The sequence below is a fragment of the Pseudomonas sp. HP_08 genome (genome assembly GCF_055284095.1).
Map to the genome: position 1 here is coordinate 1 of NZ_JBTOQC010000026.1, position 13,474 is coordinate 13,474.

Below are 13,474 nucleotides of genomic sequence, written 5' to 3' on the forward strand. Positions count from 1 at the left end.
CGCTTGCCCGCGACCGGCTGCGTTAGCAGTCGTAAATTTTCAGCGTTTCCGAGATTTTGCGAGCGCTACGCACTCGGTCGCGGGCAAGCGCGCTCCTACGGGGGGTTCGCTTATCCGCCAAATATGGAAACAAAATCATGCTGCAAGTCGAAAAGCTTCACCAATATTACGGCGGCAGCCACATTCTGCGTGGCCTGTCGTTCGAGGCTAAAGTCGGCGAGGTCACCTGCCTGCTGGGCCGTAACGGCGTGGGCAAGACCACGCTGCTCAAGGTGCTGATGGGCCTGTTGCCGTCCAAAGAGGGCAGCGTGCAGTGGGAAGGCAAGCCCATCACCTCGCTCAAGCCGCACCAACGGGTGCATGCCGGCATCGCTTATGTGCCGCAGGGCCGGGAGATTTTCGGCAGGCTGACCGTCGAGGAAAACCTGCTGATGGGCCTGTCGCGCTTTCCCGGCAGCCAGGCCAAGGAAGTGCCCGCGCATATCTACGAACTGTTTCCGGTGTTGCTGCAAATGAAGCATCGACGTGGCGGCGACCTGTCGGGCGGTCAGCAACAGCAACTGGCTATCGGCCGCGCCCTGGCCAGCCGCCCGCGCCTGCTGATTCTCGATGAGCCCACCGAAGGTATTCAGCCGTCGGTGATCAAGGAAATCGGCGCGGTGATCAAGCGTCTGGCCGAACAGGGCGACATGGCCATTCTGCTGGTCGAGCAGTTCTATGATTTTGCCGCCGAACTGGCCGACCAGTACCTGGTGATGTCACGCGGCGAGATCGTCCAGCAAGGCCGTGGCGACACCATGGAAGCCGAAGGCGTGCGCGGGCTGGTGACGATCTGATGGACTGGTTAAGGTGTGTCCGTCTGTCTATAGAGCCATGAACGCATGAATTTGCCTGCCCACACCGCACTGTTCACGCCCAGCTGGAATGCCGAGCTGGAGCTGGGCTATGCGCGCTTTGGCGACAGCACCCGTCCGGTGCAGCGCCGTCACCTCGGGCCGTTGCGGGTGCAAAAGCACCTGTATGCCGAAGGTCCCGAGGTGTGCCAACACATCATCGTCCACCCGCCGGGCGGGATTGCCGGCGGCGACCGGCTGGATATTTCGGCGCGTGTCGGGCCAGAGGCCTGGGCGCAACTGACCAGCCCCGGCGCGGCCAAGTGGTATCGCGCCGCCGGTCCTGCCTTTCAGCATTTGAACCTGCATGTCGAATCCGGCGCGACCCTTGAGTGGCTGCCGCAGGAAACCATTGTCTTCAGCCAGGCCAGGGCCGAGCTGGACACCCATATCGAACTGCATGGCGATGCGCGCCTGTGTTATTGGGACGTGGTGGCGCTGGGCCGACCGGCCAGTGGCGAGCGCTTCGATGAAGGTTATTTTCAGTCGCACCTGCAGATACGCCGCGATGGCCGCCTGCTCTGGCATGAGCGCCAGCGCATCGAGGGCGGCGACGGCTTGCTCGATTCGCCCATCGGCCTGGACGGCAAGACGGTCTTCGCCACGCTGTTGATGACCGGCGAGATCGACAGCGAGTTGCTGGAAACCTGCCGCTCGTTGAAGATGCCCAACCCGGTGCGCGGCGATCTCAGCCAGGTGCCGGGGCTGATCGTGGCCCGCTGCCTGGCCGATGAGGCACTGCATGCGCGGGCCTGGCTGATCGAAATCTGGAACCGCCTGCGCCCGGCCTTGCTGGGCCGCGAAGCGGTTGTGCCAAGAATCTGGAACACGTAGACATGCAAACGGAGTCCTCATGGACCTGACGCCCCGCGAAAAAGACAAAATGCTGATTTTTACCGCAGGCCTGGTGGCCGAGCGCCGGCTGGCGCGCGGTCTGAAGCTCAATTACCCGGAGGCCATGGCGCTGATCAGTGCCGCCCTGCTCGAAGGCGCGCGTGACGGCCAGACAGTGGCCGAGCTGATGCACTACGGCACTACCCTGCTCAGCCGCGATCAGGTGATGGAGGGCATCCCGGAGATGATCCCGGAAATCCAGGTCGAGGCGACTTTCCCCGACGGCACCAAGCTGGTGACTGTGCATCAACCGATTGCCTGAGCCCTATTGCCCGAGTAAAGAATTGCCATGGACATCCTGATTCGCGACGCCCTGCCCGCCGACCTGCCCGGCGTGCTGGCGATCTACAACGATGCGGTGCTCAACACCACCGCGATCTGGAACGAGCAGCCGGTCGATCTGGCCAACCGCCAGGCCTGGTACGCCGCCCGCCAGACACAGGCTTACCCGATTCTGGTGGCCGTCGATGCCGCAGGTGAGGTGCTGGGCTATTCATCGTTCGGCGACTGGCGGCCCTTTGAAGGCTTTCGGCACACCGTCGAACACTCGGTGTATATCCGCGCCGACCAGCGCGGCCGCGGCCTGGGGCCAACGCTGATGAAGGCGCTGATCGAGCGCGCCCGCGCCTGCGACAAGCACATCATGGTCGCCGCCATCGAAAGCGGTAACGCCGCCTCCGTGGCCCTGCACGAGCGCCTTGGCTTCACCATTACCGGACACATGCCGCAGGTGGGCACCAAGTTCGGCCGCTGGCTGGACCTGACCTTCATGCAACTGGACCTGTCGCCGGGCGCTATTGCCCCGGCGTCGCAAGCCCCCCAAAAAACCTGACAGGACGTTTTCATGAACCCCGGACAATTGCGACGCGTCACCGTGGACAGTTTTGCCCATTACCGCCACGGGCTGGCCGGGCTGTTGCTCGATGCCGTGCAGCACGGCGCGTCGGTAGGGTTCATGGCCGATCTGGATGAAGCGCAGGCGCTGGCCTGGGTCGATGGCCTGAAAACCGAGATCGGCGCAGGCAGCCTGTTGCTGTGGGTGGTGGTGGAGCACGAACAGGTGCTGGCCAGTGTGCAACTGGTGCTGTGCCAGAAAGCCAACGGCCTCAACCGTGCCGAGGTGCAGAAGCTCATGGTGTTGCACCGCGCCCGCCAACGCGGCCTGGGCCGTCAGTTGATGACGGTGCTGGAACAGGCCGCCATGCAGCAACAACGCGGCCTGTTGCACCTGGACACCGAAGCGCAGTCGCCGGCCGAAGCGTTCTACCGCGCGCTGGGTTACAACCGCGTCGGCGAGCTGCCCGATTACTGCGCCACCCCCGAAGGCCGTTACCGGCCAACCGCCATTTATTTCAAGACTTTGAGGCACGCCCAATGATTCCTGGCCAATACCAGATCCAGCCCGGCGAGATCGAACTCAACGCCGGCCGCCGCACATTGAGCCTGACGGTCGCCAACAGCGGCGACCGGCCCATTCAGGTGGGTTCGCACTTTCACTTTTTCGAAACCAACGACGCCCTGACCTTCGACCGCGCCGCCAGCCGCGGCATGCGCCTGAACATCCCGGCCGGCACCGCCGTGCGCTTCGAGCCTGGGCAATCACGCGAAGTCGAACTGGTGGATCTTGCCGGCCTGCGCAAGGTATACGGCTTTGCCGGCCGCGTAATGGGCGACCTGTAGGAGCCCGCTTGCCGGTGACCGGCTGCGTTAGCAGTCGTAAATTTTCAGCGTTTCACAGATTTCTGTGAGCGCTTCGCACTCAATCGCGGGCAAGCGCGCTCCTACCCGGCCCGCGTGAAAACGTAGAGCGCGACGGTCAATACAAGGAAACACCATGAAAATTTCCAGACAAGCCTACGCCGACATGTTCGGCCCCACGGTTGGCGACAAGGTTCGCCTGGCCGATACCGAGCTGTGGATCGAGGTCGAGAAAGACTTCACCACGTATGGCGAAGAGGTGAAATTCGGCGGCGGCAAGGTGATCCGTGATGGCATGGGCCAGGGCCAGTTGCTGGCATCCGAGGTGGTCGATACGCTGATCACCAACGCGCTGATCATCGACCACTGGGGCATCGTCAAGGCCGACGTCGGCCTCAAGAACGGGCGCATCGCGGCCATCGGCAAGGCCGGCAACCCGGATATCCAGCCCGATGTGACCATCGCCATCGGCGCGGCCACCGAGGTGATTGCCGGCGAAGGCATGATCCTCACCGCTGGCGGCGTCGACACGCACATTCACTTCATCTGCCCGCAGCAGATCGAAGAAGCGCTGATGAGCGGCGTGACCACCATGATTGGCGGCGGCACGGGGCCGGCCACCGGCACCAACGCCACCACCGTGACCCCAGGCCCGTGGCACATGGCGCGCATGCTCCAGGCCGCCGATTCGTTTCCGATGAACATCGGTTTCACCGGCAAGGGCAACGCCAGCCTGCCGGAGCCGTTGATCGAGCAGGTCAAGGCCGGCGCCATTGGCTTGAAACTGCACGAAGACTGGGGCACGACGCCTGCGGCCATCGACAACTGCCTGAGCGTGGCCGATGACTATGACGTGCAGGTGGCGATCCACACCGACACGCTGAACGAGTCGGGTTTTGTCGAAACCACCCTGGGCGCGTTCAAGGGCCGCACCATTCACACCTACCACACCGAAGGCGCCGGTGGCGGCCATGCGCCGGACATCATCAAGGCCTGCGGCTCGCCCAACGTGCTGCCCAGCTCGACCAACCCGACCCGGCCGTTTACCCGCAACACCATCGACGAACACCTCGACATGCTGATGGTCTGCCATCACCTGGACCCGAGCATCGCCGAAGACGTGGCCTTTGCCGAAAGCCGCATCCGTCGCGAAACCATCGCCGCCGAAGACATTCTTCACGATCTGGGCGCGTTTTCGATGCTCAGTTCCGACAGCCAGGCCATGGGCCGGGTCGGCGAAGTGATCCTGCGCACCTGGCAAACCGCCGACAAGATGAAAAAGCAGCGCGGCCCGCTGCCTGAAGACGCACCGGGCAACGACAACTTCCGCGCCAAGCGCTACATCGCCAAGTACACCATCAACCCGGCAATCACCCACGGCATCAGCCATGAAGTCGGTTCGGTCGAAGTGGGCAAATGGGCCGATCTGGTGCTGTGGCGTCCGGCGTTCTTCGGGGTCAAGCCGACCCTGATTCTCAAGGGCGGGGCGATTGCCGCCAGCCTGATGGGCGACGCCAACGCTTCTATCCCGACCCCGCAACCGGTGCACTACCGCCCGATGTTCGCCAGTTACGGTGCTTCGATCCATGCCACCAGCCTGACCTTTATCAGCCAGGCGGCGTTCGATGCCGGCGTGCCGCAATCACTGGACCTGAAAAAGCAGATTGGCGTGGTCAAGGGCTGCCGCAATGTGCAGAAGAAGGACCTGATCCACAACGATTACCTGCCGGTCATCGATGTCGATCCGCAGACCTATCAGGTCAAGGCCGATGGAGTATTGCTGTGGTGCGAACCGGCTGACGTTCTGCCGATGGCGCAGCGGTATTTTCTGTTCTAGACCCGTACCGGGCCGACCCGCGCGTTTTCAATGCTGCGGGTCAGCTCGGACTCAAGGTAATAACCGACGATCTGGCTACCCACCTGCCGCCCCCGCTCAAGAAACACCGTGGTCGGCGCATGGTTGATGTCGAAACGCGCGGCGCTGGCGGGGTTGCGGGTCACTGCAACCGGTATCTGCGTGCGGTCCAGCTCAATGGCGACCCTGAAGAACTCACTGTCAGGGTACTTGTCACTGGCGGCCAGCGCGTCGATCACCCGGTCCATTTGCGCACTGGCGTTTTCAGTGCCCCGGGCATTGACCTTGATCACATCGGAGAACTGGACGATCACCAGACTGGCCCGCGATTGCACGACCCGCCGGTCAAACTGCGCATCGTCCAGGTCAATGACGGGATGGCTCATGACTCTCTCCTGCAGCAGATAACGGCCGTTGCACAAGGCTCGCCCTGTCGCAGGCCCGCGTCTACTGACAGAAATGACAGTAGACGCCCACCGGTAACGCCTTAGCGTCCCCAGTCACTGCGCGGATCAAAGCCTGCCTTTTCGGCCAGTTTCTGCCACAGGGCACGGCTGGCTTCGTCGTTCTGCTTGGGCATGACGATCTTCACCTGTGCGTACAGGTCGCCGCGCTGGCCCTGTTTGTCCTGCAAACCATTGCCCTTGACCCGCAGGCGCAATCCGTTCTGGCTGTCGGGGCGGATGGTCAGGTTGATGCGCCCCGTCAGGGTCGGCACCGCGACCTTGGTGCCCAGTGCGGCTTCCCACGGCGCCAGCGGCACGTTGATCACCAGGTCATGGCCTTCGACCTCGAACAGCGGGTGCGGCGCGAGACGAATGGTCAGGTACAGATCACCGTTTTCTCCGCCGCCCACGCCTGGCGCGCCCTGGTTCTTGAGGCGAATGCGCTCGCCGTCGGCCACGCCGGCAGGGATTTTCACGTTGAGGGTCTTGGTGACATCGGCCACGCGCTGACCGGCGGCGTTGTGCTGCGGCACCTTGTAGCTGATCTTCTTCGACTCGCCGGAAATGCTCTCTTCGAGAAAGATCGCCAGTTCCATGTCGACATCCTGGCCCTTGCGACCGCGCGGCTTTGCGCCCGCCTGGGCACGGCCACCGAAGATGGAACTGAAAAACTCGGAGAAGTCAGTGGTGTCGTTGCCAAACCCTCCGCCACCGGCGCCAGCGCGGCTCTGCCAGCCGGGCGGCGCCTGGAACGGCCGGCCCTGATGACCGTACTTGCGAATTTCGTCGTATTCGGCGCGTTTATCCGGGGTGCCAAGCACTTCGTAGGCCTCGGTGGCCTCCTTGAACTTGTCTTCGGCACCGGCTTCCTTGCTGACATCGGGATGGTACTTGCGCGCCAGCTTGCGATACGCGGCCTTGATCGCCTTGTCGTCGGCCGCAGGCTCTACCCCAAGAATCTTGTAATAGTCTTTGAAATCCATCGAACGCTCACCCGTCACCAATTATCGGCCGCTGCACAGACACCCGCAGGCGCTGTCAAGAGAATGACATCCGCAGCCGCTCAAAGTCGCAGAGTGTATCGACAAACGCACGCGATGGCCGAGTGCATCGCGGTCGTTTGTGCATTTCGTTACTCTTGCATCTCGTACGGCATGTAGGTCTGGTCGCCAATCTGCAGGTTGCGATAGCGCGGCTCGACCACCCGGGCCTTGCCCTGGCGGATCAGATCGGCCAGATCACCGCTCTCGTAGCCACCTTGCAGATAACCGGCCAGCACCCAGCGGCCGTCGTCGTTGCGCCGATAAAGCTCGATCTGCGCACCGCTTGCCGTAAACCTCAGCACTTCATTACGCCCGTCACCACTGAGATCGACCGCCCACAGCGTGCATTGCAAGCGGTTGCAGTCGAGGCTGCCCAGTTTGGGGTTGGCGAATTGTTCAGCACCTTCGACCGGCGTGCCGATCCAGGTGCGGTTGGCCTCGGTAATCGGCCGCTCGCGCAGCCGGGCATCGCGACCATCGTCCAGCCGCGAGCGAATCACCTCGCGGGTCGCGGCATCCCACTGCGGCTGCTGGTCCAGATGGCTCGACAACCACTCGAATTGCCGACGCCCGGCGTCGCCCAGTTTCCAGTACAGGTAATCGGCGTCGAAGCGCTCGGCAGGTGTGCGGCCATCCAGCAAGCGCTGTACCTGATTGCGCGCACTCAGCTCCTGCGCGTTGAACCATGGGCTGTGAATCGCCAGCAAAACGATACACACCAGCAACGCCAGCAACGGGTTGCTCACCCGCAGGCTGCCGAGCCACTGCGCCCGGTGGCGCAACACCGCATACAACGCCGCCAGGCTGTACAGCGCGGCAATCACCACCATCAATGCGGCGATGAAGCGCGACGGCGACAGGCCGTACTGGCTCAGGCGCAACCAGGTCGAATAACCGGCCAGCGCGGTCAACACCGGCAAACACATCAGGCCGATGTCGACCAGCCAGCGCAGCCCGCGTGGATACGGGCAACCCTGACGCCCGTCCTGAAACACGCCATTGACCAGAAACACCGTGATCGCCACCAGCGACAACAGAATCGCCGTGGCATAACCGGTCTTCCAGATCGACTCAAGGCCGGTAAACGGCAGGCTCAGGCTGAACAGCACCACGATCAGCGCCGCCAGTGGCGCCAGAAAGTGGCACAGGCTCAGCAGGATGCCGCGCAGCAGGCCGATGACCCGCTCGTTGTCGCGGCCCATGCGCATGCCCAGCGAAAACACCAGGCTCAGGCAGACGATGATCACATAGTGGTTATCGATGGCCTGCTTGAGCCAGACGATGCCGATCATCTCGAACAGGCTGGCGCACAGCTGCAACAGGCTCCAGAACAGGCACATGAGCAACAGCGCCAGCAGCACGACAAAAGCATTGTTCCAGGCATGGCGGAACAGCGCTTCATACGGCACCCGCCAGCGCACCCCCGACGGCCAGCCGAGAATGAACGCGGTGGCCACATACGTCACCAGCGTGCCGGCCAGCACCCAACTGGTCATCGACCAGCTCGGGTCATAGGCGTCATCCGGCGAGGAATGCCAGGACCACGCGGTGGCCTGCGCGATCAGCAGCGCCAGCAGGACACTCCAAAGCAAGGCCCGACGCTGCAAGGCCTCGCTGCCGAACAGTTGCAGGTTGAGGACCAGCACCATGCCGCCGGCGGCAAGCCAGGCCCATTCCCCGTGCACGGCCACGGCCAGCAGCAGTGACTGGACCAGACCAATGCCCAGATACAGCGGCAACGATTGCTTATGAGGTGGAGACATTACATTTTCCTTGTAGAAGCCACATCAATCGGACAACAGCACTACGCAATCGCGCCATGCTGACATAAACTGCGCGGCCGTTTTTTTCACTGGAACGTACCGCTCATGAATGACCAATCCCCAGCCCGTGCCTGTGGCATCGACTTCGGCACGTCCAACTCCACTGTCGGCTGGCTGCGTCCGGGCATGGAGTCGCTGATTGCGCTGGAGGACGACAAGATCACCCTGCCCTCAGTGGTGTTCTTCAACATCGAAGAGCGTCGCCCGGCGTATGGCCGCATGGCCCTGCACGAGTACCTGGAAGGCTACGAAGGCCGCCTGATGCGCTCGCTCAAGAGCCTGCTGGGTTCCAAGCTGATCAAGCACGACACCAGCGTGCTGGGCACGGCCATGCCGTTCACCGACCTGTTGGGGCTGTTTATCGGCGAGCTGAAAAAGCGCGCCGAGCGCACCGCCGGCCGTGAGTTCGATCAGGTGGTACTGGGCCGTCCGGTGCATTTCGTCGACGACGACGCCCAGGCCGACCAGGAAGCCGAAGACACCCTGGCCGCCGTGGCGCGCAAGATCGGCTTCAAGGACGTGTCGTTCCAGTTCGAACCCATCGCGGCCGCCTTCGACTACGAGTCGACCATCAAACAGGAAGAGCTGGTACTGATCGTCGACATTGGCGGCGGTACATCGGACTTTTCCCTGGTGCGCCTGTCACCGGAGCGCCGTCATCAGGACGACCGCCAGCAGGACATCCTGGCCACCGGAGGCGTGCACATCGGCGGCACCGACTTCGACAAGCAACTGAGCCTGCAAGGCGTGATGCCGCTGTTCGGCCACGGCAGCCGGATGAAAAGCGGCGCGTTCATGCCCACCAGCCACCATATCAACCTGGCGACCTGGCACACGATCAACAGCGTCTACTCGCAGAAATCTACCCTGGCGCTGGGCAACATGCGCTACGACATCGAAGACACAAGCGGCATCGACCGCCTGTTCAAGCTGATCGAACAGCGCGCCGGCCACTGGCTGGCAATGGAAGTGGAAGCCAGCAAGATCGAGCTGACCCATGCCGAGCAGCGTCTGGTCGCCATGGATCGCATCGAGGCCGGGCTGAGTGTGGAACTGAGCCGCCAGCTGTTCGAAGCCGCCATCGACTCGCAGCTGCAACAGGTGCGCAACAGCGTGACCGAGCTGCTGAACAAGGCCGGCGTCGGCGTCGAGCAGGTCAACACCGTGTTCTTCACCGGCGGCTCCAGCGGCATCCCGGCCCTGCGCAACAGCGTCGCCCACATGCTGCCCAACGCCCGCCACGTGGAAGGCAACATCTTCGGCAGCATCGGCAGCGGCCTGGCGATCGAAGCCAAGAAACGCTACGGATAAGGGGCAGCTGCAAGCTACAAGCTATGAGCGGCAAGAACACCGCGATCAACTTGCCGCTTGTGGCTTACCAGCTTGCCGCTAAACGAGTCCTTCCTTGCGCAGTTCGCTTTTGAAGTAGGCGTAGTACACCGGTCCCGCCACCACGCCGGGCAAGCCGAAGGCGGCTTCGAACAGCAGCATGGCCAGCAGCAGCTCCCATGATTTGGCGCTGATCTGGCCGCCGACGATGCGTGCGTTGAGGAAGTATTCGACCTTGTGGATAACGATCAGGTAACTGAGCGCCGCCACCCCGACCCATAACGACACCGACAGGCCGACGATGAAGATCAGCGTGTTGGACATCAGGTTGCCGACCACCGGCAACAGGCCGAGGAGGAAAGTCATGAAGATCAGGGTCTTGGTCAGCGGCAGGTGAATACCGCACAACGGCAGCACCACTGCCAGGAAGATCGAGGTCAGCGCGGTGTTGAGCAGGGAAATCTTGATCTGCGCAAACACGATGTTGCGAAACGCCTGGCTGAGCAGGTACAGCCGGTCGAACAGTGCTGCTGCCAGGGGCTTGCGACTGCTGACATCGCTGATGCGCTGCAAGGCGATGATCGCGCCCAGCACCATGCCGATCAGCATGGTCACGAACATGTGCGCCGCGCCCTTGCCGATCAGTTGCAATTCACCGATGTGCTTTTGCAGCCACACCACCAGCGACACCCGGAACTCGGCGGCACTGGCCGGCAGATAGCCCTCGATGAACGGCGGTAGCTGACCGCGCGCCCGATCGATCAGGGTCATGAACTTGTCCAGCGAAGCGCCGGGATTTTCGGCTTCGTGCACGATAAAGCTGAAGGCGCCGGCAAACAGCAGCGCCAGCAGGCTGACCACCAGCGTGCCGAGCAACGCCACCGCCAGCCAGCGCGCACGCTCGCCGGCAATCAGGCGTTGCAGCTTGGGGGTCAGCATATTGACCAGTTCGAAGACCAGCAAACCGGCCAGCAGGCTCGGCAATAACCTGAACGGCAAAACCATCAGCAAACCGCCAAACATGATGATCCAGCTGGCCAGGAACACCTGGCGCGAAGAAAACGTTGGCATAGAGCCTCATACCGGCAGCATGAACAGGCAGGCAGTCTGCCAGCCTTCCACACTGAGGACCAGTGACCGGACAACCATCCGTGTCAGCCGATGCTTAAAGACCCGCCGCCTTCAGCCGCGCAGCATGGTCCAGAAACAGCTGCACCGGCTGCGCGCCCTTGCCCACCAGGCCCATCATCTGGTTGACGATATCGAAGTGATCCAGCGGATAGTCGTCGTCGATCACCACGCCCAGGTGCGAGCTGTAGCGCCCGACCATGCCATCGCACTGGCCGCGCTCCTTGACGAAGGTGCTCGCAAACAGCCGGCAGGTGACATTGGAGCCGTCGATAAGGTTGCGTCCGCGATTGGTGATGCCGGGCTTGAGCACCCCGGACCAGGAGTAATAGCGCACCCCGTTGACCAGTGCCGGCCCTTGCCCGCCCCAGGTCTCAGGCAAACCTTGCGGGTACAGCCTATTGAACACCCCGACGCCGGCGGTGGTCAGTGATCGGTGCGAGGCACTGACATCGTTTGGCAGTTTCGGCCCGCGATAGCCTGTCTCGAACACCGAGATCAGCCAGGCCATCAGGCCAATCAGCATATTGACGATACGCCCGCCCGGCGTACCGGGCGCAAAGCGCCGTTCAAGGTAATTGGCCAGCTCCGAACCATGGTTGGGGCCGGCGACGGACGTGACCGAGGCCACCAGGTCCGGCCGTTTGGCGGCCACATAGCGCGCACTCAGCGCGCCCTGGCTGTGGCCGATCAGGTTGACCCTGATCGCACCGGTGTCACGCAGCACCTGCTCGACCGCCTGTAGCAACTGCTCGCCACGGACTTCCGAGGAGTTGACCCCGGAAACCATGACGGGATGGACGCTGGCTCCGCCCTTCTCCAGCGGCTTGATGATGCCGAACCAATAGGGATAGGCCAGGAACCTGACAAATCCCAACAGGCCGGGCACCAGTAACAACGGATAGCGGGTCGCGTATTCATCGGACATGGGGCGTTCCTGAGGCAAATCGTGAGGTCAACGGCTGCTGCAGTTGAGCCTAGCGGCGTTTACTACTCAGGCGGCACAACATGACGAACAAGCACTGATGCCTTCTGGCCACATTTGTATCGAACTCTCGCCAGCCGCCGCTGCTCAAACGGATATCGAGCCGGTATTGGCTCTGTCATACGGAGAGGCAGCGATGTACAAGAGCATAATCGCAGCGACTTGCGCGCTGGTGGCATTGACCGGTTGTACCAACACCACGGTGCAAAACCCTGTGGATTACGTGACCTACCGCGACCAGCCGCTGGTCAAGCAGGTCGAGGACGGCATGACGCGCCAGCAAGTCCTGACCATTGGCGGCACGCCATCGACTGTGGTGCAGCGCACCGTCAGCCCCGGCACCTGCAATAACTATGTGCTGACCCATGAAGGTCATCAGCAGGTGTATCACGTCAGCTTCAACAGCGACGGCCGCGTGGTACACAAGGGCTTCATGACCTGCGAACAACGCGAGAAAAACGAGCGCGCGCTGTAACGCTCCCGATTAAATGAAAAAGGCCCGGTGCAGTCACTGCACCGGGCCTTTTTTGTATTCGTCGCTCAGAAAACCAGCTTGAACAGGGCAATGACCACGATCAGGCCGATCAGAAAAATGATACCGACGGTGCCACCGAGGAACTTCAGCATTGTACTTCTCCATTGATGAGTCTCACGGTTGTGACCCTGGGCCGCCTCAGTCGTTTCGTGAATTTGCCAGCGATCATGCAAACGGTCGGACAAGCAATATTCGATAAAACTTTCTGGAGGCCCATCACTCACACCTTGTAACGACTTCGCCGGCACCGACCGTAAAACAGCGAAGCGTCACCCCTGATGAGTGAGGAGAACCACCATGAATAGCCTTAACCAGGCCCCGCAACTGTCCGACGTCAGCACACTGCGCGAACGTGCGCGGCACAATGTGGAAAACGGCGCGGTCACCGAAGGCTACAGCGCTGATCGGGAAACCATCCTGCGTCTGCTCAACGAGTCGCTGGCCACCGAACTGGTCTGCGTGCTGCGCTACAAACGTCACCACTACATGGCCACCGGCCTCAAGGCCAGCGTGGCAGCGGCAGAGTTTCTGGAGCACGCGCAGCAGGAAGCCGAGCATGCCGACAAACTGGCCGAACGCATCGTGCAACTGGGCGGCGAACCGGAATTCAACCCCGACACCCTGTCGAAGAATTCCCACGCCCAATATGTAGCCGGCAATAACCTGAAGGAAATGGTCTACGAAGACCTGGTCGCCGAGCGCATTGCTGTGGACAGCTATCGCGAGATCATCCAGTACATCGGCGAATCGGACCCGACTACCCGTCGTATCTTTGAAGACATCCTGGCCCAGGAAGAAGAACACGCCGACGACATGGCGGACATCCTGGCCGACCTGTAACAGGT

16 protein-coding genes are annotated in these 13,474 nt (G+C 62.1%); 10 read left to right on the forward strand and 6 right to left on the reverse strand.

Annotated features, from left to right (window positions below; all coding sequences use genetic code 11):
* Positions 1-137: 137 nt before the first annotated feature.
* The 7 genes from urtE (at position 138) to ureC (ending at position 5,322) form a co-directional block, all read left to right on the forward strand.
* Positions 138-836, forward strand: a complete 699-nt coding sequence (gene urtE, locus ACYAS9_RS21395; RefSeq protein WP_463570310.1) for an urea ABC transporter ATP-binding subunit UrtE — start codon at positions 138-140, stop codon at positions 834-836.
* Between the two features lie 45 nt (positions 837-881).
* A complete protein-coding gene (locus ACYAS9_RS21400) occupies positions 882-1,727 on the forward strand; it encodes an urease accessory protein UreD (RefSeq protein ID WP_463570311.1) in 846 nt (281 codons plus the stop codon).
* A gap of 19 nt (positions 1,728-1,746) precedes the next feature.
* The gene (locus ACYAS9_RS21405) at positions 1,747-2,049 is read left to right on the forward strand and encodes an urease subunit gamma (RefSeq protein WP_463570312.1); all 303 of its coding nucleotides are present in this window, start codon (positions 1,747-1,749) and stop codon (positions 2,047-2,049) included.
* A gap of 27 nt (positions 2,050-2,076) precedes the next feature.
* On the forward strand, positions 2,077-2,619 hold the full coding sequence (locus ACYAS9_RS21410) for a GNAT family N-acetyltransferase (protein WP_463570313.1): 543 nt from the start codon (positions 2,077-2,079) through the stop codon (positions 2,617-2,619).
* A gap of 12 nt (positions 2,620-2,631) precedes the next feature.
* The gene (locus ACYAS9_RS21415; RefSeq protein ID WP_463570314.1) at positions 2,632-3,165 is read left to right on the forward strand and encodes a GNAT family N-acetyltransferase; all 534 of its coding nucleotides are present in this window, start codon (positions 2,632-2,634) and stop codon (positions 3,163-3,165) included.
* Positions 3,162-3,467 (forward strand): urease subunit beta, encoded by a 306-nt coding sequence (locus ACYAS9_RS21420; protein WP_459746419.1) that lies wholly within the window; start codon positions 3,162-3,164, stop codon positions 3,465-3,467. The genes ACYAS9_RS21415 and ACYAS9_RS21420 overlap by 4 nt, the downstream gene beginning before the upstream one ends.
* A 154-nt stretch (positions 3,468-3,621) precedes the next feature.
* Positions 3,622-5,322 (forward strand): urease subunit alpha, encoded by a 1,701-nt coding sequence (gene ureC / locus ACYAS9_RS21425; protein WP_463570315.1) that lies wholly within the window; start codon positions 3,622-3,624, stop codon positions 5,320-5,322.
* On the opposite strand, the gene ACYAS9_RS21430 is transcribed toward ureC, so the two are convergent.
* From ACYAS9_RS21430 to ACYAS9_RS21440, 3 genes are all read right to left on the reverse strand, one after another.
* Positions 5,319-5,726: a YbbN family protein gene (locus ACYAS9_RS21430; protein WP_463570316.1), complete on the reverse strand. Its 408-nt coding sequence runs from the start codon at positions 5,724-5,726 to the stop codon at positions 5,319-5,321. The genes ureC and ACYAS9_RS21430 overlap by 4 nt on opposite strands.
* Before the next feature lie 101 nt (positions 5,727-5,827).
* The gene (gene cbpA, locus ACYAS9_RS21435) at positions 5,828-6,769 is read right to left on the reverse strand and encodes a curved DNA-binding protein (protein WP_463570317.1); all 942 of its coding nucleotides are present in this window, start codon (positions 6,767-6,769) and stop codon (positions 5,828-5,830) included.
* A gap of 149 nt (positions 6,770-6,918) precedes the next feature.
* Positions 6,919-8,592: a DUF4153 domain-containing protein gene (locus ACYAS9_RS21440; RefSeq protein ID WP_463570318.1), complete on the reverse strand. Its 1,674-nt coding sequence runs from the start codon at positions 8,590-8,592 to the stop codon at positions 6,919-6,921.
* Between the two features lie 105 nt (positions 8,593-8,697).
* Here ACYAS9_RS21440 and ACYAS9_RS21445 point away from each other — a divergent pair, with 105 nt between their 5' ends.
* Positions 8,698-9,963: an Hsp70 family protein gene (locus tag ACYAS9_RS21445; RefSeq protein ID WP_463570319.1), complete on the forward strand. Its 1,266-nt coding sequence runs from the start codon at positions 8,698-8,700 to the stop codon at positions 9,961-9,963.
* Positions 9,964-10,041: 78 nt separating this feature from the next.
* On the opposite strand, the gene ACYAS9_RS21450 is transcribed toward ACYAS9_RS21445, so the two are convergent.
* Entirely contained in the window at positions 10,042-11,052 is a 1,011-nt protein-coding gene (locus ACYAS9_RS21450) for an AI-2E family transporter (protein ID WP_459746427.1), read from the reverse strand.
* A 94-nt stretch (positions 11,053-11,146) separates the two neighbouring features.
* Positions 11,147-12,037, reverse strand: a complete 891-nt coding sequence (locus ACYAS9_RS21455; RefSeq protein WP_463570320.1) for an esterase/lipase family protein — start codon at positions 12,035-12,037, stop codon at positions 11,147-11,149.
* Between the two features lie 193 nt (positions 12,038-12,230).
* Here ACYAS9_RS21455 and osmE point away from each other — a divergent pair, with 193 nt between their 5' ends.
* The gene (gene osmE, locus ACYAS9_RS21460) at positions 12,231-12,569 is read left to right on the forward strand and encodes an osmotically-inducible lipoprotein OsmE (protein WP_463570321.1); all 339 of its coding nucleotides are present in this window, start codon (positions 12,231-12,233) and stop codon (positions 12,567-12,569) included.
* A 65-nt stretch (positions 12,570-12,634) separates the two neighbouring features.
* Here osmE and ACYAS9_RS21465 read toward each other — a convergent pair whose 3' ends face one another.
* Complete coding sequence (locus tag ACYAS9_RS21465) at positions 12,635-12,814, reverse strand: small membrane protein YohP (RefSeq protein WP_463570322.1); 180 nt, start codon at positions 12,812-12,814, stop codon at positions 12,635-12,637.
* Between the two features lie 112 nt (positions 12,815-12,926).
* On the opposite strand from ACYAS9_RS21465, the gene ACYAS9_RS21470 reads away from it, so the two are divergent.
* Entirely contained in the window at positions 12,927-13,469 is a 543-nt protein-coding gene (locus ACYAS9_RS21470) for a ferritin-like domain-containing protein (RefSeq protein ID WP_459746436.1), read from the forward strand.
* Positions 13,470-13,474: the final 5 nt, after the last annotated feature.

Coding starts and splice junctions, on each gene's coding strand:
- ACYAS9_RS21440 (WP_463570318.1), bottom strand. CDS start 8,592: ATGTCTCCACCTCATAAGCAATCGTTGCCGCTGTATCTGGGCATTGGT.
- osmE (WP_463570321.1), top strand. CDS start 12,231: ATGTACAAGAGCATAATCGCAGCGACTTGCGCGCTGGTGGCATTGACC.
- ACYAS9_RS21400 (WP_463570311.1), top strand. CDS start 882: ATGAATTTGCCTGCCCACACCGCACTGTTCACGCCCAGCTGGAATGCC.
- ACYAS9_RS21430 (WP_463570316.1), bottom strand. CDS start 5,726: ATGAGCCATCCCGTCATTGACCTGGACGATGCGCAGTTTGACCGGCGG.
- ACYAS9_RS21450 (WP_459746427.1), bottom strand. CDS start 11,052: ATGCCAACGTTTTCTTCGCGCCAGGTGTTCCTGGCCAGCTGGATCATC.
- ACYAS9_RS21410 (WP_463570313.1), top strand. CDS start 2,077: ATGGACATCCTGATTCGCGACGCCCTGCCCGCCGACCTGCCCGGCGTG.
- ACYAS9_RS21420 (WP_459746419.1), top strand. CDS start 3,162: ATGATTCCTGGCCAATACCAGATCCAGCCCGGCGAGATCGAACTCAAC.
- ACYAS9_RS21405 (WP_463570312.1), top strand. CDS start 1,747: ATGGACCTGACGCCCCGCGAAAAAGACAAAATGCTGATTTTTACCGCA.
- urtE (WP_463570310.1), top strand. CDS start 138: ATGCTGCAAGTCGAAAAGCTTCACCAATATTACGGCGGCAGCCACATT.
- cbpA (WP_463570317.1), bottom strand. CDS start 6,769: ATGGATTTCAAAGACTATTACAAGATTCTTGGGGTAGAGCCTGCGGCC.
- ACYAS9_RS21415 (WP_463570314.1), top strand. CDS start 2,632: ATGAACCCCGGACAATTGCGACGCGTCACCGTGGACAGTTTTGCCCAT.
- ACYAS9_RS21455 (WP_463570320.1), bottom strand. CDS start 12,037: ATGTCCGATGAATACGCGACCCGCTATCCGTTGTTACTGGTGCCCGGC.
- ACYAS9_RS21445 (WP_463570319.1), top strand. CDS start 8,698: ATGAATGACCAATCCCCAGCCCGTGCCTGTGGCATCGACTTCGGCACG.
- ACYAS9_RS21470 (WP_459746436.1), top strand. CDS start 12,927: ATGAATAGCCTTAACCAGGCCCCGCAACTGTCCGACGTCAGCACACTG.
- ureC (WP_463570315.1), top strand. CDS start 3,622: ATGAAAATTTCCAGACAAGCCTACGCCGACATGTTCGGCCCCACGGTT.